Genomic DNA, 22,241 nt, shown 5'->3' with positions numbered 1-22,241 from the left:
ATGAAAGGTGGGTCATGCCGGCCTCGCGACGACTGGCATCCCTTGCCGTCGTGTCGGCAACCGCCGCATCGCTCGTCCTCCCCGTCCTGACGAGCCCCACCGCAGCTGCGGACCCCTGCTCCGTCTTCGACTCCGGCAGCGGTTCGGCGCGCCGGGCCGCCCCGGAGTCCGCGACACCCCGGCTGCCGGTTCTGCACCTGCCCATCGGCCGCAAGCCCGCGCCGAAGACCACCCCTGCCGAAGCGGCGAAGGCGGACGCCGAAGTGGCGCCGAACACCGCGGCCCGCGCGGCGGCCGCGCCCGCCGCGGAGACGGCGACGGTGGTCGAGACGATCGTGGGGCCGGGCTCCGGTTCCTATCAGAAGTTCGGCATATCCGGCGCCGACCTCGGCATCGTCTGGGACAACGGCTATTCCGGCGCTCAGCGGCAGGTGCTCATCGCTTTCGGCGACACCTTCGGCAACTGCAACATGGCCGGCCAGGAATGGCGCAACAACACGCTTTTCCGCAGTGCGAGCCGCGATCTCGGCAACGGCCTCGACGTCCCGGCGCTGCAGTACGGCAACCAGTTCGCCGGCTCACCCGTGCTGCAGAACCGGCCGAGCTTCTCCCGGCAGGTGATCGACAGTCTGCGGCTGGCCGCCACCGAGGTGACGATCATCCCGACGGCAGGCATCTCGGTCGGCACCCGGCAGTACGTCAACTTCATGTCCGTCAGCCAGTGGGGCGCACCCGGACAGTGGTCGACGAACTTCTCGGCCGTCGCGGTGTCCGACACCAACGGCGAGACGTGGACGGTGCCTGCCACCAGCATCCGGCCCAGCTGGTTCAACACCGTCCCCGGCGTGCCGTTCACCTGGGGTGACCAGAACTTCCAGATGCAGGCGTATCTGCGGCACGGCGGCTACGTCTACGCCTACGGCACCGGCGCGGGACGCGGCGGCATGCCGTTCCTGTCCCGTGTCGCCGAGAACGCCGTCGCCGACAAGTCGGCCTACGAGTACCACACGCCGTTCGGCTGGCTGCGCGGCTTCCCGTTCCTGGCGATCCAGGTGGTGTGGGCGCCGGGCAGCGAGATGTCGGTGGCATGGAACGACCACCTGAAGAAGTTCGTCATGCTCTACACCAACACGGTGAGCAACGTCGTGATGCGCACCGCCGACAAGCCCGAGGGGCCGTGGAGTTCGGCGAAGACCCTCGTCACGTCCGCCGCGGTGCCCGGTGGGATCTACGCGCCCTACATCCATCCGTGGTCGTCCGGCAGCGACCTCTACTTCACCCTGTCGCGGTGGTCGGACTACAGCACGATGCTGATGCACACATCGCTGAGTTAGACGTGCACGTCGCGCTTCCCGACCGCGCCACGCAACCCTGAGCAGTTGTAGCAGCCCACGCAGCCAACGCAATCGGTGCACTGTACGCAGCCGAGGCAGGCCAGGCAGCGCTTGCAGAACGCGCACGCCACACAGCCGATGCAGCCGGCTATCGCGATCGACATCGCGACGACGATGCTTCCGGCGATGCCCGCGCTGGCAGCGGTGGCCGCCGATCCGGCGACGCCCGCGCTGGCCACGGTGGCCGCCGACCCGGCGACACCGGCACTGGCCGTCGTCGCCACCGAACCCGCGACGACGGCGCTGGACACGGTGGCCGCCGATCCGGCGACGATGCTGCTGCTGGAGGTGGCGGTGGAGCCGGCCACCACCGTGCTGTCCGACGTGGCCTGCGAGTCGACGGCGTCACCGGGGGAGGTCTTCACGGCGTCGATCCTGCCAGTTCAGCCCGCCGTTTTTCCGTTGTCGACGATGTAGACCGCGCCGTGCACGGCGGCCGCGTCGTCACTGGACAGGAACGCGATCGTCTTGGCGACGTCCGTGACGTCCATGAATCCGCGCGGCGAGGCGATCCGCATGATGAGGTTCCAGTCCGCGTTCTCCGGCGCCGCGAACTCGGTGACCTGGGCGGTGCGCATACCGCCGGGGCAGATGGCGTTGACCCGCAACCGGTTCGAGGTGAACTCGATCGCCAGCGACCGGGTCAGCCCGACCAGACCGTGCTTGGCCGCGCAGTAGCCCGCCGAGTAGACCTCGCCTTCCACGCCGGCGATCGAGGCCACGTTGACGATGCTGCCGCCTGCCTCCAGCAGGTGCGGCAGGGCGGCCCGGCTCAGGAAGAACGGCCCGTTGAGGTTCACCGCGAGGTCGCGTTCCCAGTCCTCGTCGGTGACGTCCAGGGTGTGGCGCATCTGGTGGAATCCAGCGACGTTGACCAGCGCGTCGAGCCGGCCGAACTCGGCGACGCACTGCGACACGGCATCCCGGCACGCCGCCGCGGTGGTGATGTCCACCGAGGCGAACCGGCCGCCGGGCACACCCGCGAACACCTCGGCCAGCCGGTCGGCGTCGCGGGCGATGCCGAAGACCGACGCACCGCGCTCGGCGAACAGCTTCGCCGTGGCCGCACCCAGACCCGCCGAGGCGCCGGTCACCAGCGCCACCTTCCCGTTCAGTTGGCTCATGGGCTAGACCTTCTCACGCCGAGGCACGCGGCCGTTCCGGCGGCACCGCGGCCAGCAGGGCGCGGGTGTATTCGTGCTCGGGCCCGGCGAACAGATCCGCGGCCGGCCGGTACTCGACCGCCTCGCCCGCACGCAGCACCAGCACCTCGTGGCTCATCTGCTGGATGACGGCGAGGTCATGGCCGATGAACAGGTACGTCAGTCCGAGTTCCCGTTGCAGTCCGCCGAGCAGATCGAGCACCAGCGCCTGAACCGACACGTCGAGCGCCGCGGTCGACTCGTCGAGGATCAGCAGGTCCGGCTCACCGGCCAGCGCCCGGGCGATGCTGATCCGCTGACGCTGACCGCCCGACAGTTCGTGCGGATATCTCGACGCGAAAGACGCTGGGAGGTCGACGAGTTCGAGTAGCTCGGCGACACGGGCACGGCGCGCCCGGCGCCCGTCGGCGAGCTTGTGCACCCGCAGCGGTTCCTCGATGGCGGTGCCCACCCGGTTGCGAGCGTTCAGCGACGAGAACGGATCCTGGAACACCAGCCCGATCCGGCGCCGCAGCGCCTTCACGGCGGCGCCCCTGACGTCGAACACATCGGTGTCGCCGAGCGTCGCGGTGCCGGCATCGGGGGTGACCAGCCCGGTCAGCGCCGCGGCGACAGTCGACTTGCCGGAACCGGATTCACCGACGAGCCCCAGTGTGGTGCCGCGCCGGACGGTGAACGACAAATTCTTGACGGCGTGCACCGTCGAGCGGCCCGTCGGCGTCGTCACGGGGAATCTCACGTCGAGTCCCTCGACGGTGAGCAGCGCAGCGGAATCCGCCGGCGCGGGTGCGGGTGCGCCGCCCCCGAGCAACGGCCGCGACGCCAGCAGTGTGCGGGTGTATTCGTGTCGTGGACTGGCGAACACGTCGGCGACCGGCGCCTGCTCCACCGCCTCGCCCAGCCGCAGCACCGTGACGTCGTCGGCGACCTGACCGATCACTCCGAGGTCGTGGCTGATCCACACCACCGCGGCGCCGAAGTCGCGCTGCAGGTCCCGGACGAGTTCGACGATCTGCGCCTGGGTGGTGACATCCAGTGAGGTGGTGGGCTCGTCGGCGATCAGCAGCTCGGGGTCACACGCCAGCGCGATCGCGATCATCACCCGCTGACGCTGCCCACCCGAGAGCTGGTGCGGATAGGACTGCAGCCGCGACTCCGGATCGGGCAGCCCGACGGCGGTCAGCAGCTCGAGCGCGCGGCCGCGGGCCTGCCTGCGCGTCATGTTGCGGTGTGTCTCCAGCGACTCGGTGATCTGCCGCTCGAGCGTCAGCAGCGGATTGAGCGAGGTCCCGGGATCCTGGAAGACGAACCCGATCCGGCCGCCGTGCACGGCACGAAGGGCCCGCGCCGACGCCCCGATCAGCTCGACGGGGTGTTGTCCGGCAAGCGAACTCGACCCGGTCACCATGGCGCCGGGGGCGTCGAGCAGGCCGGTGGCCGCAAGCACCGTCATCGACTTGCCCGACCCGGACTCGCCGACGATCCCCAGGGTCTGTTCGCGGGCCACGTCGAAGGAGATGCCGCGCACGATCTCTCGCCCGCCGATGCGCACGTGCAGGTCGCGCACATCCAGGACGGGCCCGCTCATTGCTTCCTCCTGGCCTCGATCATGGTGCGCTGCTTCGGGTCCAGCACGTCGCGCAGCCCGTCGCCGAGCAGGTTGAACGCCAGCACGATCACGAAGATCGCCGCGCCGGGGAACACCGCCATCCACCACGCGAGCGTCACGAAACCCTGCGAGTCGAAGATCATCCGGCCCAGCGAGGGCTGCGGCGGCTGGATCCCCAGCCCCAGAAAGGACAGCGCGGCCTCCGACAGGATCGCGAACGCCAGCGACAGTGATGTCTGCACGATGAGCGGTCCGGCGATGTTGGGCAGGATGTGCCGGCCGAGGATGTACACGTGGCCGGTGCCCATGGTCTTGGACACCGACACGAACGGTTCCACCCGCACGCTCAGGGTGCTCGCGCGGGCGACGCGCGCGAAGATCGGGGTGTAGACGATGCCGATCGCCAGGATCGTCGTCGTCACCCCGGGCCCCAGCACCGCGACCACGGCCAGTGCGAGCAGCAGCACCGGGAACGCGAACATCACGTCGACGATGCGCATGAACACCGTGTCGAGCCAGCCGCCGAGATAGCCGGCCAGCACACCGATCGTCACGCCGACCACGACGGCGAACACCACGCTGATCACCGCTACCCGCATCGACGCCTGCACGGCCGCCAGCACCCGTGACAGCACGTCGCGGCCGAGCTCGTCGGTGCCGAACCAGTGTGCGCCGCTGGGGGACTGCAACGCACTGGGCACGTCGATGTCGTTGACGCCGTAGGGCGCGAGCCACCCCGCGAACACCGCGACGACGACGACGGCCGCCAGCACCACCGCGGACACCAGTGTGACGGGATTGCCCAGCAGCAGCCGCCAGGACGCCACCCTGCCGCTGTCGTCTGCCGTCTGCGCGGGCTCGGTCATGACAGCCGGATCCGGGGGTCGGCCACCGCGTAGAGCGCGTCCACGATCAGGTTGATCATCAGGAACAGCGCCGCGATCAGCAGCACCGCGCCCTGGATGACGGGATAGTCGCGTGCGGCGACGGCATTGAACACCAGCCGGCCCAGGCCGGGCCACGCGAACACCACCTCGACGACGATCACGCCGCCGAGGATCGTGGCGAGCTGGATGCCGGTGATCGTCAGGATCGGTATCAGGGCGTTGCGCACGGTGTGCCGGAACGTGACGATGCGCGGCGGCAGTCCCTTGGAGCGGGCGGTACGGACATAGCCCGCCGAGGCGACCTCGAGCACCGCCGAGCGGATGTAGCGCGTCATGATCGCCGCGGCGACCAGCCCGACGGTGAGGCCGGGCAGCACGATGTGCCGCAGCCACCCCGCCGGGTCGTCGAACAGCGGGCGGTATCCCGACGTGGGCAGCCAGCCCAGCGTGGTGGCGAACAGGGCGATGAGCAGGATGCCCAGCCAGAAGTCCGGCACCGACACCCCGAACTGGCTGGTGATCCGGACGACGGTGTCGCTGATCCGGCCTTCGCGCAGCGCGGAGTAGATGCCCGCCGGCACCGCGATCATCAGCGCGATCAGGACGCCGACCACCCCGAGTGACAGCGTCGCGGGCAGCCGGTCCAGCAGCGTCACCGTCACCGGGTCACCGTTGCGGAAGCTCACCCCCAGGTCGCCGGTGAGCGCCTTGCCCAGGTAACTGAAGAACTGCACGAAGATCGGGCGGTCCAGCCCGCTGGCCGAGCGCAACGCCTCGTAGGCCTGCGGGGTGTAGCGGGTGCCCAGCGCGATGCGCACCGGGTCGCCGGGCACCAGGTGCACCAGGGCGAACACCACCACCAGCACCCCGAGCAGAACCACCAGCGAGTACAGCACGCGCCGCACGAGGAATCGCAACACGGGATGGGACAGGAAGTCGCTCATGCCGATTCGCCTCCGGCCAGCTGCGCGGCGCGGAAGCGGACGGCGCCGTCGCGGCGGGCCTCGACCCCCGACAGGTCGTTGGACCAGGCCTGGATCACCGACGGGTTGTACAGGTAGAGGTAGCTGACCTGGTCGGCGATGATGGTGGCCGCACGGGCGTAGACGTCGCGGCGGGCGGCGCGGTCGGTCTCGACGCGGCCGCGGTCGAGCAGGCGGTCCACCTCGGGGTTCGAGAACTTCTGCGCATTGCTCGTCCCGTGGGTGTGGTGCTGGGCGTAGTAGAAGTCGTCGGGGTCGATGTTGCCCAGCCAGCCCATCATCAGCATGTCGAAGTTGCCGTTGTTCTGCTCGTCGAGCCAGGTCGCGAAGTCGACGGTGCGGATGTCGACGGTGATGCCGAGCGGGGCGAGGTTGTCGGCGATGATCTGCGCGGCGGTGACGGTCTCCGGGTATTCACTGGTGACCAGCATGTCCATCCGCTCCGGTGCGGCATTCGCCTGTGCCAGAAGCTCTTTGGCCTTCTCGATGTCGTAGCGGTAGGTGTCGTAGGGCGTGTACCAGGGGTTGCCCTCGGGAATCGCGAGCTGGTTGCGCGCTGCGGTCCCGTAGCTCGTCGCCTGCACGATCGCGTCGCGGTCGATGCCGTAGGCGATGGCCTGACGCACCCGCGGGTCTCGCCACGGGTCGCGGGCCTCGTTCATGGCGAGGTACCAGTAGTCGTTGCTCGGCGTGACCGCCAGCCGCTGGGAGTCGTCGTCGCGCAGCTGGTCGACCCGCTGGGGCGGGATCGAGTCGGTCCAGTCCACCTCGCCGGCCTGCAGCGCCGCCAGCGCGGTGGACGGTTCCGAGATGAAGCGGAACGTCACGCCCGACACCTTCGGCGGTCCCGCCCAGTACGCCGGGTTGGCTTTCAGCGTGATCGAGTCGCCACTGCGCTGACCGGCGAACGAGAACGGTCCGGTGCCGACGGGATGGGTGGCGATGCGCCCGCTCTCGACGTTCGCCCGGGACACGATCGCCATCCCCTTGAAGCCGCCGATGTTGGTCAGCAGGTTCGGGGTGGGCGCCTTCACCGCGATCCGCACCGTCGCGGGGTCCAGTGCGCGCACGTCGGTCACCGCGCTGAACTTGTCGGCGTTGGTGAGCTGTTCGTCGATGATGCGCCGGTAGGAGTACACGACGTCGTCCGCGGTGAACGGGCTGCCGTCGTGGAACGTCACCCCCCGGCGCAGGTGGAACGTCCACACCCGCTGATCGGGGCTGACGTCCCACGACTCGGCCAGCGCCGGGCGCATCTCGAGGGCGGCGTCGGGTTCGACCAGGGTGTCGAAGACGTTCTCCAGCACCTCGAAGGAGAAGTAGGCGCTGGTCTTGTGCGGGTCGAGCTGGTCGGGTTCCCCGGCGATCGCCGCGATCAGGTTCCCGGACGCCTCGTCACCCAGGTCGACCCGCTCTCCCGTCGAACAGGACGTCGTGCCGAGCACCAGCGCCACGACAGCGGCGATCAGACCGCCGAGCACGATCGGTCTACGGGTCACGCCATCTCCAGGGCTCATGCGGATGATCCAAGATCACTTACCCGCTGATCGTCCGCCACGAAACGCCCGGTTCCCGGATGCGGCGACCGACAAACCGGTGACGGGCCACGGCGCTGCTGCGATACTCAACCCTCATGAGACTCCGTCGCGTGCTCGCCGCCGCCGTCATCCTCGCCGGCTCGGCGGTCGGCTGGGCTCCCATCGCGCAGGCGCAGCCGCCCGACGCTCCGCCGGAGATCCTGCAGGGCGTCTACACCTACAGCGAGGGCGGCCAGGCGGGTGCCGACTGGACCATTTTCCCGACCTGCGTGCCGACGGTCGGCGACCTCCGCGAACCGCTGTGGTTGCCGGTCGCATGCCGGCTGCACGTGACACCCGAGCGCCAGACCGGCTCGGACGCGGTGATGACCAACGGGCTGTGGACGACGACCCGCAAGGTGAGCGACGGGCTCAAGTGCCCCGACGGGTCCACCGCAGCGGTCGAGCAGATCTTCTCGTGGAGCGGGACCACGCTGGCGGGCACCCGCAAGTCCATCCACGGCGCGGTGTGCGGTCTGCAACCCGCCATGACGTCGACGCCGTTCACGCTGGCCTTCAAGGCGCCGCTGCCGATCCCGGTGGACCGCTACCCGCTGATCTGCGAGCCGGGCGGCCTGCGCCGCTGCTTCTAGTGCCTGTTCAGGCGGTGAATCCGCCGTCGACGTTCCAGTTCGCTCCGGTCACGTAGCCGGCGTCCGGTCCGGCCAGATAGGCCACCACCCCGGCGACGTCACGGGTGTGCCCGTAGTGCCCGACGGCGATCGTCTGTCGCGCGAGGTCGGCGAATTCGCCCTCCTCGGGGTTCATGTCGGTGGCGATCGGACCCGGCTGCACGTTGTTGACGGTGATCCCGCGGGGCCCGAGGTCGCGGGCCAGCCCGCGGGTGAGGCCGGCGACCGCCGCCTTCGTCATCGAGTACACCGCCAGACCCGGGCCCGGCACCCGTTCGGCGTTGATGCTGCCGATGTTGATGATGCGGCCGCCCTCGCCCAGATGGGGCACCGTCTGCTGGATGGCGGCGAACACTCCGCGGACGTTGACCGCGACGAGGCGGTCGAACTCCTCGAGCGGGAAGGTCTCGATGTCGCCGAAGGCGGCCACGCCCGCGTTGTTGACCAGGATGTCGAGCCCGCCGAGACGGGTCACGGCCTCCTGCACGGCCGAGGCGATCTGTCCGACGTCGGTGCTGTCGGCACGGATCGGCAGCACCCGGGCGCCCGCCCTGGACATCTCCACGACGACGTTGTCGGCGTCGCGGGCCGACGCGCCGTAGGTGAACGCCACCGCCGCCCCGTCGAGCGCCAGCTTGCGCACGATCTCCGCGCCGATACCGCGCGACCCGCCGGTCACCAGCGCGCGCCGTCCGCTCAGCGGACCTTCGATTGCAGCCGTCATCGGGTGAACTCCTCGCTCGGGATGTCTCATCGACAAGCGCCGACGCAGATGAATCATTCCCGCCTAGGGTGAGGACGGCTAGCCGACGAGACAGAAGAGGTGATCGATGGCCAAGCGGATCGTGGTCTGGGGCACGGGGTTCGTCGGCACGATGGTGATCGCCGAGATCGTCCGGCATCCGCTCTTCGATCTGGTGGGCGTCGGGGTGAGCAGTCCGGAGAAGGTCGGCCGCGATGTCGGCGAGCTCTGCGGGCTGGGTGAACCGGTCGGGGTGACCGCCACCGACGACGTCGACGCCCTGATCGCGCTGGCCCCCGACGCGCTGGTGCACTACGGCCCGACCGCCGCCCACGCCGGCGACAACATCGCGCTGATCACCCGCTTCCTGCGGGCCGGGATCGACGTCTGCTCCACGGCGATGACACCGTGGGTGTGGCCGACGATGCACCTCAACCCGCCGGACTGGATCGTGCCGGTGACCGAGGCCTGTGAACTGGGCGAGTCGTCTTGCCTGACGACGGGGATCGATCCCGGCTTCGCCAACGACCTCTTCCCACTGACCCTGATGGGGCTGTGTTCGGAGGTCCGCACCGTGCGTGCCTCTGAGCTGCTCGACTACACCAACTACACCGGCGACTACGAGTTCGAGATGGGCATCGGCCGCCCGCCGGAGAAGCGCGCACTGCTCGAGACGCAGGACATCCTGGTGATGGCATGGGGCGCAACGGTCCCGATGATCGCGCACGCCGCGGGCATCATGCTCGACGAGATCACCACGACCTACGACAAGTGGGTCACACCCACCGAGCGCCCGACGGCCAAGGGCGTGATCGCCGCGGGCCATGTCGCGGCCGTGCGATTCACCATCAACGGGGTGTACCGGGGTGAGACCCGGATCCAGCTGGAACACGTGAACCGCATCGGCGGCGATGCCGCCCCGGACTGGCCGACGGGCAACCAGGACGACGTCTACCGGGTGGACATCGAGGGCACTCCGAGCATCTCCCAGGAGACGGCGTTCCGCTTCACCGACGGGTCCGGGCGGGATGCCGCGGCGGCGGGTTGCCTGGCCACCGGGATGCGCGCGCTCAACGCGGTGCCCGCCGTCAACGATCTCTCGCCGGGCTGGGTGACCGCCCTGGATTTACCACTCATCCCCGGTGCAGGCACAATTCGCTGAGTAACGCCGACCCCGCCGCGCGAGATGGATAACTGAACGGGGTCCATCTCGAGGGAGTGACATGGCAGACGGGCTGGGGTTGTCGGTCGGGGCGACCAGGCTGACCGCGGTCGTCGTCGGACGGGCCGCGCTGACGCGCTCGCCGGTGTTGACGCAGTACCCGCACCGCCCATCCGAGGTCGGCGTGCCCAGCGAGAACCCCGAGCTGACCGAACGCGGGCTGATCCTCACCGACTTCGTCGACCGGGTCGGCGACCCGGTGGGCATCGTCGCCGCCGACGGCACGTCGCACCGCGGCGAGGTGGTGCTCGCCGACGCGCTGCGGGCGCTGCTGCACGCCCTGACCCGCGGACAGCCGCCCGCCGACCCGGTCGCGGTCAGCCATCCAGCGCACTGGCGGCCGGCCGCCGTCGATTCGCTGCGGGGCGCGCTGGCCGCGGTGCCGCAGTTCGGCGCGGCGCCGGTGGTGGTGTCCGACGCCGCCGCCGCGCTCACCGCCCTGCACGACGATCCCGGCCTGCCCACCAGCGGCGTCGTCGCGCTGTGCGACTTCGGCGGCACCGGCACCAGCATCACGCTGGCCGACGCGGGCAACGGTTACGCACCCATCGGCCCCACCGTGCGGCACCCCGATCTCTCCGGCGCGGCGATCGACCAGGCGCTGCTGACCCATGTCATCAACGACCTGTCGGCGGCCGGAGCCGTCGACCTGACCGGCACCTCGGCGATCGGATCACTGACCCGGCTGCGGGGGCAGTGCCGCGCCGCGAAGGAGCGGCTGTCCTCGGCGACCGTCACGTCGCTCGCGGCTGACCTGCCCGGCCGGCAGAGCGAGGTCCGGCTCACCCGCGCGGAACTCGACGACGCCGTCCGCCGGCCGCTGGCCGACTTCGTCGCCGTGGTGCACGAGACACTCGAACGGGCGGGCGTCCGCGCAGGCGACCTGTCCGCCGTGGCGACGACCGGGGGAGGCGCCAGGATCCCTGTGGTCACCGCGACCCTGTCGGAGAGCTTCCGGGTGCCGGTGGTCACCACCCCGCAACCCGAACTGGCCGCGGCGATCGGCGCCGGGCTGGCCGCCGTGCGCGGCGGCGCCGACAACACGATGACGGCGATGGCCGCCGCGCCCGCCGCGGCGGCGCTGGCCGGTGCGGCGGCCGCCGACGACATGTCGCAGTCGAGCACGTTCCGGGCGCTGGCGTGGTCGGACGCCGACGACATCCCGGACGTCGCGGCGACCGACCACTACGAGTACGACGCACCGGCCGACTCGCCGACCGACGCCGACCGGCCCGCCGGCGCGACGACCGCGCGCCCCGTCGTGGCGTTCGGCGCCCGCGACGACGACGACGACGACACCGCGGTGCCACCGGTCCCGTGGTACCGACGCCCGCCGGTGATCGTCGCAGCGGGAGCGCTGTTGGTTCTCGTCCTGGTCGCACTCGCGGCGGCCTACGCGCTGCGCGGCGACGACGAGCCGGCGTCCACGCCGACCACCACCCCGACCACCACCGCGGCGCCCGCGCCGCCACCGGCCGCGCCGGGGGAGACGCCTGCGCCGCAGACCCAGGCCCCGCCACCGGAGACCGTCTACGAGACGGCGCCGCCGCCGGCGGCCCCCGAGTCGCCCGCCCCGCCGCCACCCTCCGAGGCGCCGCCACCGCCACCGCCGACCACCACGGCTCCGCCACCGCCGCCGGAGACCACGCAACCACCGGCCTCGACGACCCGTCCGCCGATCATCCCGACGCTGCCGTACACCACGATCCCGGGGCTGCCGTTCGTCCCGGCGCCGCCGCCCATCGGCGGCAACTAGGCGTTCGGCGGAATCACTGGCTCTTGGGACGCTTGAACAACACCAGGTGCGCGAGCGGGATCTGCATCTGCTCCGGTGCGGCCGCCAGCCGTTGCGCGACCTCGCGCTCCAACCGGTCGGCGAAGGCGGTCACGTCGCGACCGGCGTCGAGCGCGGTGGCCATGGTCGGGAACACCGATGCCCGCAGGAATTCCGCCCACCGCGTGCCGAACGCGGTCGCATCCTTGTCGACGCGGTACTGATCCCAGTACCGGTCCTCGGCGTCGAACACCTCGAGATGCTCGATCTCCAAACGTTCGAACCGCCCCGACGGCGCGAACGGCGCCATGAAGTCCGCCGCCTGTCGGCCGACCGTGGGAATCACCATGCGAGACAGCTCTTCTGCGCCGATCACGCCGCCCGCGACGAGTTCGGACAGCCCGTCGGTCAGCGCCGCCAGCAGCGGCCGGTACCCGAACTCGCCGTGCTCGTCGACGGCCATCGTCATGACGACGAGCCGACCGCCGGGGCTCAGCTCCCGGCCGCGGAAGGCGATGAATTCGTGCCAGTCGTTGGCGGCCTGCCTGCCGTAGGCGGCGCGCACGGCCTCGTCGGCGCTGTAGGCGACCTGGACGTGGTCGGGGATGGCGGACGGAACCCGGCTCAGCCACTGCACCGCCCAGGCCGACCAACCCAGGTGCACGCTGTTCGACGGCAGGATCTGGGTGTAGAACGACCGGCCGACCGCCGAGGCGTACGTCGCGGCATCTTTGCTCAGGTAGGAGTCCGGATCCTCGGCCAGCGTGCGGAACATCGCGGTGAAGTCGTTGTCCGGCAGATCGGTGTGAGCCACCAGGATGGAGTGCTCGGGCCGGGTACGGCCGCGCAACGCCTTGACCGCCGCGCACACCGGCAGCAGCGAGTTGTGCCCGGTCGACGCGCCGTAGTCGGCGAGCACGATGGGATACGGGGCGGCCGGTAGTGGCACCGTCTTCGCGGCCTGCTCGAAAAGCGCCATGGCGCCGCGTAATCCGGCAGCCTGCAGGCGTGAGTTGGCGGAGTAGGACCCGCTGCCGACGGGCTCGGGCCGCACGACGACGCTCGACTCGGGCACGGCCAACTCCGACCTCCTCTCGACGCGGTTGGGTTCGGGTCCCACGGTAACCGCCGGAGCCCGATGGCACCGCCGATCAGCAGGCGCCGTGACACACTTCGGCCCATGCGCAACGGTCGGCTGGGTGCCCGCGTGGTGATCGGCGTCGCAGCGGTGACGATGGTCTCGGCGATCATCGGGTTCGTCGCGACGATCCTGATGAACGTCTTCGTGTTCGACGATTTCGACGCCTACGGCGAGGTGCCGGTTCCCGGCCGGGGCAGCATCGATCTGCCTGCGGGTGAGGTGACGGTCAGCTTCCACACCTTCACCGGCGGAACCGAGGGCGGGTTCGAGGTGCCGCCGCTGCGGCTGCGGATCGATCCGCCCGAAGGCGTCGCCGAGCCGGACATCACCGAGACCGCAGCAGGCGTCACCACCGTCAACGGCGACACCCGGGTGCGCGTCTGGGCGGTGCAGATCCCTGCCGACGGCGCGTACGACATCGAGACCGACGGTGAGGTGAACGGTTACATCAACCCGCAGTTGTCCTTCGGTCACGGCGGCGGGTACGACTGGCTGCCGTGGGTGTTCGCCGGGCTGTTCGTGATGAGTCTCGTCGAACTGACGGCGGGGATACTGTGGTCAGTCCGGGCGGGCAAGCGGGCCAGGCCGGTCACGCCGTTGTACGACTTCGGCGCGACGGCGTCGGACACCGACGGGTCGACGGCGGCTCACGGCTACTCCCCGACTGACCAGGGCATCCGGCTGGAACAGCTCAACACGCTTGCGGCGCTGCGAGATTCGGGTGCTCTCACTCAGGCCGAGTTCGAGGCGGAGAAGCGCCGCATCCTCGACGGCTAGTGCCCGCGGGCGACCCACTCGTCGTAGTTCACGATCTCGTCGCCCACGGTGGTGGTGTCGCCGTGCCCGGTGTAGACCACGGTGTCGGCGGGCAGGTCGCCGAGCCGGCCGGAGATGGACGCCAGGATGGTCGGGAAGTCGGAGAACGACCGGCCCGTCGCCCCGGGACCGCCCTGGAACAGCGTGTCGCCGGAGAACACCGCGCCGAGTTCGGGCGCGTACCAGCACACCGAGCCGGGGGAGTGCCCCGGGGTGTGCAGCGCCTGCAGCTCCACGCCGCCCGCGCGCAGCGTGTCGCCGTCGGAGACGGTGCGGAACTCTCTGTCCGGGTGCGTCATCCGCCACAGCATGTCGTCCGCCGGGTGCAGCAGCACCGGTGCGTCGAGCGCCTCGCCGAGCTCGGGGGCGACGGTGATGTGGTCGTTGTGGCCGTGGGTGCAGACCACGGCGACCACGTTGCGGCCGCCGACGGCCATCACGATCGGCGCTGCGTCGTGTGCCGCGTCGAACACCACCACGTCGGAGTCGTCGCCGACCACCCAGATGTTGTTGTCGACATCCCAGCTGCCGCCGTCGAGTTCGAATTTTCCGCTGGTGACGATCCGCTCGATGTTGCCCATCAGAGCATCACCACCGAACGCAGGACCTCGCCGGCGTGCATCTTGTGGAAGGCGTCCTCGATGCCGTCCAGGCCGATGCGTTCGGACACGAACTTCTCCAGCGGTAACCGGCCCTGCAGGTAGAGGCTGATCAGGGTGGGGAAGTCCCGCTCGGGCAGGCAGTCGCCGTACCAGGAGGACTTCAAGGACCCACCGCGGGAGAAGAAGTCGACCAGCGGCATCTCCAGGGTCATGTCGGGTGTCGGCACACCGACCAGCACCACCGTGCCGGCGAGGTCGCGGGCGTAGAAGGCCTGCTTCCAGGTCTCCGGCCGGCCGACCGCGTCGATGACGACGTCGGCGCCGAAGCCACCGGTGAGGTCCTGGATCGTCTCGACGACGTCGAGGTCGCGGGCGTTGATGGTGTGGGTGGCGCCGAACTCGCGCGCCCAGTGCAGTTTCTTGTCATCGGTGTCGACGGCGATGATCCGCTTGGCGCCCACCAGGGCCGCGCCGGCGATCGCCGCGTCGCCCACGCCGCCGCATCCGATCACGGCGACGGTGTCGTCCCGGTTGACGGCGCCGGTGTTGATCGCCGCCCCGATGCCTGCCATCACGCCGCAGCCCAGCAGTCCCGCGACGGCGGGGTCAGCGTCGGGATCGACCTTGGTGCACTGACCTTCGTGCACCAGGGTCTTGTCGGCGAACGCGCCGATGCCCAGCGCCGGGGTGAGTTCGGTGCCGTCGGTGAGCGTCATCTTCTGGGCGGCGTTGTGGGTGTCGAAGCACAGGTGCGGCCGGCCCCGCTTGCAGGCGCGGCACTGACCGCACACCGCGCGCCAGTTCAGGATGACGAAGTCACCGGGCACGACGTTGGTGACGCCCTCGCCGACCGCCTCCACCGTGCCCGAGGCCTCGTGGCCGAGCAGGAACGGGTATTCGTCGTTGATGCCACCCTCGCGATAGGTCAGGTCGGTGTGGCAGACGCCGCAGGCCACGATGTCGACCACCACCTCGCCGGGACCCGGGTCGGGGACCACGATGTCCACCACCTCGACCGGCTCACCCTTCCGTCGGGACACCACACCGCGCACCGTCTGGCTCATGGCATACAACCTAACAACTGCTTGGTTCCGCCCGCAGGCTCGATCGGCCTCGAGCGGGACGTTTCCACAGAAGTGTCCGATGCGGCCTCAACGGTGATCGTCAGGGCTACCGTTCATCCTGGCGCCGAGAGGAGATCTCATGACGGACTTCGCCCCACTGGCCCACGTCGCCCTGACCGTGCGTGACCTGTCGGTCAGCGTGCCCTGGTACCGGGCGCTGATCGGCGCCGAACCGGTCCTCGACGAGGACACCGACGGCGGCTTCCGCCACGTGGTGTTCCCGATCGGCGGCGGCATGTTGCTGGGACTGCACCAGCACACCCGGCCGGCGCCCGAGGAACCGTTCACCGAGTACCGGATCGGACTCGACCACGTGGGGTTCGGCTGCGCAGGCCGCGGCGACCTGGAGGAGTGGGTCCGCCGGCTGGACGCGGCGGGTGTGGCGCACGGCGGAATCGTCGACGCCGCTTACGGATCCGGCGTGAGCTTCCGGGATCCCGACGGCATCGCGCTCGAGTTCTTCGCGCCGCCCGGCCAGCCGGCGAAGTGAACCCGGCGGCGGCTTCGGCCGTCGTCCTGAGAAGACCCACCAACGGATCGCGCGGAGGAGACCCATGACCACTGTCGACCACGAGAAACCCACCGAGGCCACCGAGGACTTCGCCGCGCGCATGGCGGGTGCGATCGACGCGGCCAGCCTGGCACTTCTGTTGAGCATCGGACACCAGACCCGATTGTTCGACACGATGGCCGGTCTGCCGTCGGCGACCAGTGCGCAGATCGCCGATGCCGCCGGGCTCGACGAGAGGTACGTCCGCGAATGGCTGGGCGGCGTGGTCACCGGCCGCGTCGTGGACTTCGACGCCGCAGCAGGCACGTATTCGCTTCCGGAGGAACGCGCCGCGGTGCTCACCCGCGCCGCCGGACCGGACAACCTCTCGCGGGTGGCGCAGTTCATCCCGCTGCTCGGCGAGGTCGAGCAGAAGATCCTCGGCTGCTTCCGCACCGGTGGTGGCCTGTCGTACGGCGACTACCCGCGCTTCCACACGCTGATGGCCGAGCAGAGCGGCGAGGTGTTCGACGCCGCGCTGGTCGATTCGGTGCTGCCCTTGGTGACCGGGCTGCCCGAGCGGCTCGCCGCAGGCATCGACGTCGCCGACATCGGTTGCGGCAGCGGGCATGCGATCACCGTGATGGCCAACGCGTTCCCCGCCAGCCGGTTCACCGGCATCGACTTCTCCGACGAGGGCCTCGGCGTCGGCCGGGCCGAGGCGACCCGGTCCGGACTGACGAACGCCCAGTTCGTCGCCGCGGACGTGGCCGAGCTCGACATGGCTCAGACCTTCGACCTGATCACCGTTTTCGACGCGATCCACGACCAGGCCCGGCCGTCGCGGGTGCTGGAGAACATCCACCGTGCGCTGCGGCCCGGCGGGGTGCTGCTGATGGTCGACATCAAGGCGTCGAGCCGGCTCGAGGAGAACGTCGGCGCGCCGTTGGCGATCTACCTGTACACCGTGTCGACGATGCACTGCATGAGCGTGTCGCTGGGACTCGACGGCGCGGGCCTCGGCACCTGCTGGGGTCATCAGCTGGCCACGTCGATGCTCGCGGATGCCGGCTTCGACGACGTCGAGGTCAGGGAGATCGAGTCGGACGTGCTGAACAACTACTACATCGCCTGGAGATGACCTGATGACGACCATCGATACGCAGCCGTCAGGCACCAGGCAGCCGCTCCCGCAGCTCAGGGGCACCGGATTGTTCGTCACCGACGGCGGTCTGGAGACGGAGCTGGTCTTCCACGACGGGATGGATCTGCCGAGCTTCGCCGCGTTCCCGCTGCTCGACGTCCCCGAGCAGCGGGCCCGGCTCCGGCGGTACTACGACGGCTATGTCGACATCGCCCGCCGACTGGGCGCCGGGTTCGTGATGGAGACGCCCACCTGGCGCGCGAACCCGGACTGGGCCTCGCTGCTGGGCTATTCACCCGAGCAACTCGACGCGGGCAACCGCTCGGCCGTCGCGCTGGCGGAGGAGATCAGGACAGCGGCCGCCGCGGAAGGCATCACCGTGGTGGTCAGTGGATGTGTGGGCCCGCGCGGCGACGGCTATGACCCGGGGACCGCCATGACGCCCGAGGACGCCGAGCGCTACCACGCGGTGCAGATCGGGACGTTCGCCGACACCTCGGCCGATCAGGTGACCGCAATCACGATGACCAACGCCGAAGAGGCGATCGGCATCGTGCGCGCCGCGGCGGCGGCAGGCATCCCCGCGGCGATCTCGTTCACCGTCGAGACCGACGGGCGGCTTCCGACCGGCCAGCCGCTGGCCGAGGCGATCGAACAGGTGGACGCGGCGACCGCCGCCGGGGCCGCCTACTTCATGGTGAACTGCGCACACCCCACCCATTTCGCCGGCGCGCTGCAGCAGGACGGCCCGTGGGGCCGACTGCTCGGTCTGCGGGCGAACGCATCCACCAAGAGTCACGCCGAGCTGGACGAGGCCACCGAACTCGACGACGGTGATCCCGCCGACCTCGCAGCCCAGCACCTGTTGCTGCGCGACCGGTTGCCCGCAGTGGCCGTGCTCGGCGGGTGCTGCGGCACGGACGCCCGCCACGTGTCGGCGATCTGTACCGCGTGGAGCACCACTTAGGCTGCAGTACGTGGCAGCACTCGATGCGATCGCCGACTGGCCGGTCGACAACGTCGCCGCGGCGGTCGTCGGGCCCGCGGGTCCGCTGGCCTCCCACGGCGACCAGCAGCGCCGGTTCGCGCTGGCATCGGTGACGAAACTGCTCGTCGCGCGGGCCGCCCACATCGCCGTCGAAGAGGGCGCCGTCGAGCTGGACACGCCCGCCGGACCACCGGGGTCGACGGTGCGCCACCTGCTGGCGCACACCGCCGGCTACAACATGCGGTCCGACGAGGTGATGGCCGAGCCCGGAGCGCGGCGGATCTACTCGAACCACGGGTTCGCGGTGCTGGCGCAGACGCTCGAGTCGGCCACCGAGATCGATTTCACGCGCTATCTGTCCGAGGCGGTGTTCGAGCCGCTCGGCATGTCCGACTCGTCGCTCGAGGGCGGCGCGGAGGCCGCGGGCTACGGCGTGACGTCGACGGTGTCCGATCTGGTGGCCTTCGCACAAGACCTGCTGCGGCCCGCCACGGTGTCGGCGCACATGCACGAGGAGGCCGTCACCGTGCAGTTCCCCGGGCTCGACGGCGTGTTGCCCGGCTACGGTCGGCAGCGTCCCAACGACTGGGGGCTGGGCTTCGAGATCCGCGACGGCAAGTCGCCGCACTGGACGGGCTCGGCGAACAGCGGGTCGACGTACGGGCATTTCGGCCAGACCGGCACGTTTCTATGGGTCGACCCGGACGCCGACCTTGCCCTGGTTGTGCTGGGTGACCGGGATTTCGGCGACTGGGCGTACGAGCCGTGGCCGGCGATCTCTGACGGTGTCCTGAGAGAATTCGGCGCAGACTAGCGCAACAGGTGCCTCACGAGGCACAATAGACACGCACGACACAGCTACAACTCGGAATCACCAGGTCGTTGGGGAAGACGTCCCTCGTGGAGCCGAAGGAGCAGCTATGCGTGCGTTGAACCAGTTCGCCGACGCGTCGACTGGCGTGGTGTACGTCCATGCCTCTCCCGCGGCGGTATGCCCGCATGTCGAGTGGGCGTTGTCGTCGACCCTCCAGGCGAGGGCGAATCTGAAGTGGACGCCACAGCCGGCCATGCCCGGACAGCTGCGCGCGGTCACCAACTGGGTCGGACCGGTGGGCACCGGCGGCCAGTTGGCCAACGCTCTGCGCTCCTGGTCGGTGCTGCGCTTCGAGGTCACCGAGGATCCGAGCCCCGGCGTCGACGGTCACCGCTGGTGCCACACCCCGCAGCTGGGGCTGTGGAGCGGGGCGATGAGCGCCAACGGCGACGTGATGGTCGGCGAGATGCGGTTGCGGACGCTGATGGCGTCGGGCGCCGACATGCTGGCCGCCGAACTGGACTCCGTGCTCGGCACCGCCTGGGACGAGGCGCTGGAACCCTACCGGGACGGCGGCGCAGGCGCCGAGGTCAGCTGGCTGAGCCGGGGAGTCGGCTAACCGCCGGTCCGCAGTACGCGCAGCGCCCGCGGCACCGCTGACACGGTGACCGGCAGTGCGCACGCGTAGTCGCCGTCGGCGTAGGCGTTTATCCCCGGCGAGTCGACGTGCACCCGTTGCGCACGTGCCGTGGTCACCTCGTCGAGGCCGACATGGGTGCCCTTGAAGACCGTGGGGAACAGCCGGATCAGCCTGCTGCGTGACGCCGAGTGCACCATCGTGACGTCGAGCAGGCCGTCGGTGTGATCGGCGTCCGGACAGATCAGCATGCCGCCGCCGTAACTTCGGGTGTTGCCGAACGCGGCGAGCGTCAGGTCGGTGACCGTCTCCTCGCCGTCGTCGAAGGTCAGGCGGAACGGCAGCAGCCGCAGCCGGGACAGTTCGGCCACCATCGCGACGTTGTAGCGCATCCGGCCGTGCGGCCAGCGCATGCGGTTGGTGCGGTCACTGACCAGTGAGTCGAAGCCGGCGGCCATCACGGTGCCGAACCACGTGACGGCGCCGCCGGCGTCCTCGATCCGGCCGAGGTCGATGGTCTGGGTACGGCCGTCGACGACGATGTCCGCCGCGGCCTCGGGGTTTCCGGTGGGCACGCCGAAGGCGCGGGCGTGGTCGTTGCCGGTGCCCGCGGGCACGATGCCCAGCGGCACGTCGCCGAGCGCGAGCGCCTGCAGCGCCAGCGAGATCACCCCGTCGCCGCCGGCCACCACCAGCGCGTCGGTCCCCGCGGCGAGGGCCTCGTCGACGAGTCGGCGGGCATGTGCGGCGTCGGTGCCGACGATCTCGCACACGTCGACCCCGCGCTGCTGGAAGCGCGCGACGGCCCGCTGCGCGGCATGGGGCGCGTTACCGTGGCCCGACAGCGGGTTGGTCAGCAGCGTGATGCGGCCGAGCTGCCCTGTCACGGAATCAGCTTGCCCGGGTTCAGGATTCCGGTGGGGTCGAGGGTGGCCTTGACGGCGCGCAGCACCGCGACACCGAGGTCGCCGATCTCGTCGGCCATCCACGGCCGGTGGTCGGCGCCGACGGCGTGGTGATGGGTGATGGTGCCACCGGTGCGGACCATCGCCTCCGACGCCGCCGCCTTGGCCGTGCGCCACTGTTCGATCGGGTTTCCGCGCTGTCCGGCCACCACGGTGAAGTACAGCGATGCGCCGGTCGGATACACGTGCGAAATGTGGCACAGCACCAGCGCCGGCGTACCGGAATCGGCCAACGCAGCCGTCAGTGCCTGCGTCACCGCGTCCTTGAGTGCCGGCACATTCGACCAGTTCGTCGCAGTCTCCAGCGTCTCGCACAGCGCCCCGGCCGAGAGCAGCGCGTCACGCAGGTACGGCGCATTGAACCGCCCGTGCTCCCACGCCCGGGCGGGCTCCTCGCCCAGCGACGTCCCGCCGTGCGCCTCGAGCACCGCCCGCGTCTCGTCGTGGCGGCTCTGCGCGTGGGCTGCGGTGCCCTCGAACGTGGTGATCGCCAGGCACCCGCCGGTGATCGACTGCTCGCCGATGCTCTCCGACGTCGCCAGATTGACGCCCGTCTCGGCCTCGTCGGACAGCCGCAGCACGGTGGGCCCGGCGCCGGTCTGCACGACGGCGCGCAATGCCGCTGCGCCGGTGGTGAAGTCGGGGAAGGACCAGGCCTCGTAGCGGGTCGCCTCGGGCACCGGGTGCACGCGCACGCGCACCCGGGTGATCACGCCGAACACCCCCTCGGAGCCGACCAGGAGCTGGCGGAGGTCAGGTCCGGCCGCCGATGCCGGCGCGCGGCCCAGGTCGAGCACACCGGCCGGGGTGACCGCGCGCACGCCGCGCACCATGTCGTCGAACCGGCCGTAGCCGGCCGAGCCCTGGCCCGACGAGCGGGTGGCCGCGAAGCCGCCGATGGTGGCGAATTGGAAGCTCTGCGGGAAGTGACCGAGTGAGAAGCCCTGAGCCGCAAGCAATGTCTCGGCCTGCGGGCCGGTGACGCCCGCGCCGAGTTCGGCCTCGCCGGAGATCGGATCGAGGTGGTGCAGCTCGTCGAGCCGGCGTAGGTCCAGGGACACGACGGCGGTGAAGTCGGCGCGGACCGGGTCGACGCCGCCCACGACACTCGTGCCGCCGCCGAACGGCACCACCGCGATGCGCTGCCGGGCGCAGTGCGCCAGCACGTCGGCCACCTCGGTCTCGTCGCCGGGCAGCACCACCGCGTCGGGGGCATCCTGCTCGCCGTGGTCCCGCCGGCGGAGCAGGTCCAGCGTCGACTTGCCGCCCGCGCGCAGCAGCCGGCCCCGGTCGTCGGTGATGACGTGGGGGTCGCCGACGATGGCGCACAACGCATCACGCTCGCCCGCCGGCAGCGTCGACGGACGCAGCCGCACCTCGTTGATGTCCAGCTCGGGCCGCGGCTGGGCGTCCACCCCGAGCGCCTGCTCGAGCAGCCGGCGAATCCCGTCCGACAGCGGCTTCGCCGCGTCCGGGTCGCCCCAGGCATTCCACTTCATCGGCGGTGCATCGGCTCGACTCATGCGTTACAGTGTTA

General features: G+C 70.4%; 22 protein-coding genes. 11 read left to right on the top strand and 11 right to left on the bottom strand.

Translation table 11 applies throughout. From position 1 onward, the window contains the following. Positions 1-14: 14 nt before the first annotated feature. Positions 15-1,334 (top strand): DUF4185 domain-containing protein, encoded by a 1,320-nt coding sequence (locus ACPCHZ_RS15175; RefSeq protein WP_423485494.1) that lies wholly within the window; start codon positions 15-17, stop codon positions 1,332-1,334. A gap of 138 nt (positions 1,335-1,472) precedes the next feature. Next, positions 1,473-1,811 carry a hypothetical protein gene (locus tag ACPCHZ_RS15170; protein WP_423485493.1) on the top strand — a complete coding sequence of 113 codons (339 nt, stop codon included), beginning with the start codon at positions 1,473-1,475 and terminating at the stop codon, positions 1,809-1,811. Here ACPCHZ_RS15170 and ACPCHZ_RS15165 read toward each other — a convergent pair. The 5 genes from ACPCHZ_RS15165 to ACPCHZ_RS15145 are packed head-to-tail and all read right to left on the bottom strand — an operon-like array spanning position 1,778 to position 7,517. Further along, positions 1,778-2,518, bottom strand: a complete 741-nt coding sequence (locus tag ACPCHZ_RS15165; protein ID WP_423485492.1) for an SDR family NAD(P)-dependent oxidoreductase — start codon at positions 2,516-2,518, stop codon at positions 1,778-1,780. The genes ACPCHZ_RS15170 and ACPCHZ_RS15165 overlap by 34 nt on opposite strands. Before the next feature lie 13 nt (positions 2,519-2,531). Further along, positions 2,532-4,145, bottom strand: coding sequence for a dipeptide ABC transporter ATP-binding protein (locus ACPCHZ_RS15160; protein WP_423485491.1), 1,614 nt, complete (start codon positions 4,143-4,145; stop codon positions 2,532-2,534). Continuing rightward, on the bottom strand, positions 4,142-5,032 hold the full coding sequence (locus tag ACPCHZ_RS15155) for an ABC transporter permease (RefSeq protein ID WP_423485490.1): 891 nt from the start codon (positions 5,030-5,032) through the stop codon (positions 4,142-4,144). The genes ACPCHZ_RS15160 and ACPCHZ_RS15155 overlap by 4 nt, the downstream gene beginning before the upstream one ends. Further along, complete coding sequence (locus tag ACPCHZ_RS15150) at positions 5,029-5,997, bottom strand: ABC transporter permease (protein ID WP_423485489.1); 969 nt, start codon at positions 5,995-5,997, stop codon at positions 5,029-5,031. Before ACPCHZ_RS15150 ends, ACPCHZ_RS15155 begins: the two co-directional genes overlap by 4 nt. Further along, on the bottom strand, positions 5,994-7,517 hold the full coding sequence (locus ACPCHZ_RS15145; protein WP_423485728.1) for an ABC transporter substrate-binding protein: 1,524 nt from the start codon (positions 7,515-7,517) through the stop codon (positions 5,994-5,996). Before ACPCHZ_RS15145 ends, ACPCHZ_RS15150 begins: the two co-directional genes overlap by 4 nt. A 152-nt stretch (positions 7,518-7,669) precedes the next feature. Here ACPCHZ_RS15145 and ACPCHZ_RS15140 point away from each other — a divergent pair, with 152 nt between their 5' ends. Continuing rightward, positions 7,670-8,206: a hypothetical protein gene (locus ACPCHZ_RS15140; RefSeq protein ID WP_423485488.1), complete on the top strand. Its 537-nt coding sequence runs from the start codon at positions 7,670-7,672 to the stop codon at positions 8,204-8,206. A 7-nt stretch (positions 8,207-8,213) separates the two neighbouring features. On the opposite strand, the gene ACPCHZ_RS15135 is transcribed toward ACPCHZ_RS15140, so the two are convergent. Further along, positions 8,214-8,969 (bottom strand): 3-oxoacyl-ACP reductase family protein, encoded by a 756-nt coding sequence (locus ACPCHZ_RS15135; protein ID WP_264010523.1) that lies wholly within the window; start codon positions 8,967-8,969, stop codon positions 8,214-8,216. A gap of 106 nt (positions 8,970-9,075) precedes the next feature. Between ACPCHZ_RS15135 and ACPCHZ_RS15130 the strand changes: the two genes are divergently transcribed. Together ACPCHZ_RS15130 and ACPCHZ_RS15125 are read left to right on the top strand one after the other, a co-directional pair. Beyond that, positions 9,076-10,149 (top strand): dihydrodipicolinate reductase, encoded by a 1,074-nt coding sequence (locus tag ACPCHZ_RS15130; RefSeq protein ID WP_423485487.1) that lies wholly within the window; start codon positions 9,076-9,078, stop codon positions 10,147-10,149. A gap of 61 nt (positions 10,150-10,210) precedes the next feature. Beyond that, positions 10,211-11,965, top strand: coding sequence for an Hsp70 family protein (locus tag ACPCHZ_RS15125; RefSeq protein WP_423485486.1), 1,755 nt, complete (start codon positions 10,211-10,213; stop codon positions 11,963-11,965). 13 nt (positions 11,966-11,978) lie between these two features. On the opposite strand, the gene ACPCHZ_RS15120 is transcribed toward ACPCHZ_RS15125, so the two are convergent. Beyond that, complete coding sequence (locus tag ACPCHZ_RS15120) at positions 11,979-13,058, bottom strand: SAM-dependent methyltransferase (protein WP_423485485.1); 1,080 nt, start codon at positions 13,056-13,058, stop codon at positions 11,979-11,981. A 105-nt stretch (positions 13,059-13,163) separates the two neighbouring features. Here ACPCHZ_RS15120 and ACPCHZ_RS15115 point away from each other — a divergent pair, with 105 nt between their 5' ends. Continuing rightward, the gene (locus ACPCHZ_RS15115) at positions 13,164-13,901 is read left to right on the top strand and encodes an SHOCT domain-containing protein (protein WP_423485484.1); all 738 of its coding nucleotides are present in this window, start codon (positions 13,164-13,166) and stop codon (positions 13,899-13,901) included. Here ACPCHZ_RS15115 and ACPCHZ_RS15110 read toward each other — a convergent pair. Next, positions 13,898-14,521, bottom strand: coding sequence for an MBL fold metallo-hydrolase (locus ACPCHZ_RS15110; protein WP_423485483.1), 624 nt, complete (start codon positions 14,519-14,521; stop codon positions 13,898-13,900). The two genes, ACPCHZ_RS15115 and ACPCHZ_RS15110, sit on opposite strands and share 4 nt — an antisense overlap. Then, positions 14,521-15,606 (bottom strand): S-(hydroxymethyl)mycothiol dehydrogenase, encoded by a 1,086-nt coding sequence (locus ACPCHZ_RS15105; protein ID WP_423485482.1) that lies wholly within the window; start codon positions 15,604-15,606, stop codon positions 14,521-14,523. Before ACPCHZ_RS15105 ends, ACPCHZ_RS15110 begins: the two co-directional genes overlap by 1 nt. Positions 15,607-15,745: 139 nt before the next feature. On the opposite strand from ACPCHZ_RS15105, the gene ACPCHZ_RS15100 reads away from it, so the two are divergent. From ACPCHZ_RS15100 to ACPCHZ_RS15080, 5 genes are all read left to right on the top strand, one after another. Beyond that, positions 15,746-16,156, top strand: coding sequence for a VOC family protein (locus ACPCHZ_RS15100; RefSeq protein WP_423485481.1), 411 nt, complete (start codon positions 15,746-15,748; stop codon positions 16,154-16,156). A gap of 64 nt (positions 16,157-16,220) precedes the next feature. Then, positions 16,221-17,297, top strand: a complete 1,077-nt coding sequence (locus tag ACPCHZ_RS15095; RefSeq protein WP_423485480.1) for a class I SAM-dependent methyltransferase — start codon at positions 16,221-16,223, stop codon at positions 17,295-17,297. A gap of 4 nt (positions 17,298-17,301) precedes the next feature. Beyond that, positions 17,302-18,267: a homocysteine S-methyltransferase family protein gene (locus tag ACPCHZ_RS15090; protein ID WP_423485479.1), complete on the top strand. Its 966-nt coding sequence runs from the start codon at positions 17,302-17,304 to the stop codon at positions 18,265-18,267. Positions 18,268-18,277: 10 nt separating this feature from the next. Beyond that, positions 18,278-19,102 (top strand): serine hydrolase domain-containing protein, encoded by an 825-nt coding sequence (locus tag ACPCHZ_RS15085; protein WP_423485478.1) that lies wholly within the window; start codon positions 18,278-18,280, stop codon positions 19,100-19,102. Between the two features lie 106 nt (positions 19,103-19,208). Continuing rightward, a complete protein-coding gene (locus ACPCHZ_RS15080; RefSeq protein ID WP_264010535.1) occupies positions 19,209-19,721 on the top strand; it encodes a DUF3145 domain-containing protein in 513 nt (170 codons plus the stop codon). Here the strand turns inward: ACPCHZ_RS15080 and ACPCHZ_RS15075 are convergent. After that, positions 19,718-20,626: a diacylglycerol kinase gene (locus tag ACPCHZ_RS15075; protein ID WP_423485477.1), complete on the bottom strand. Its 909-nt coding sequence runs from the start codon at positions 20,624-20,626 to the stop codon at positions 19,718-19,720. The two genes, ACPCHZ_RS15080 and ACPCHZ_RS15075, sit on opposite strands and share 4 nt — an antisense overlap. Beyond that, entirely contained in the window at positions 20,623-22,203 is a 1,581-nt protein-coding gene (locus ACPCHZ_RS15070; RefSeq protein ID WP_423485727.1) for an FAD-binding oxidoreductase, read from the bottom strand. The genes ACPCHZ_RS15075 and ACPCHZ_RS15070 overlap by 4 nt, the downstream gene beginning before the upstream one ends. Between the last annotated feature and the right edge of the window lie 38 nt (positions 22,204-22,241).

The sequence above is a fragment of the Mycobacterium sp. NPDC050041 genome (assembly GCF_049541695.1).
Taxonomy (GTDB): Bacteria; Actinomycetota; Actinomycetes; order Mycobacteriales; family Mycobacteriaceae; genus Mycobacterium.
Note: the sequence above shows the minus strand (reverse complement) of the source record. Positions and strands in the feature narration are given on the sequence as shown.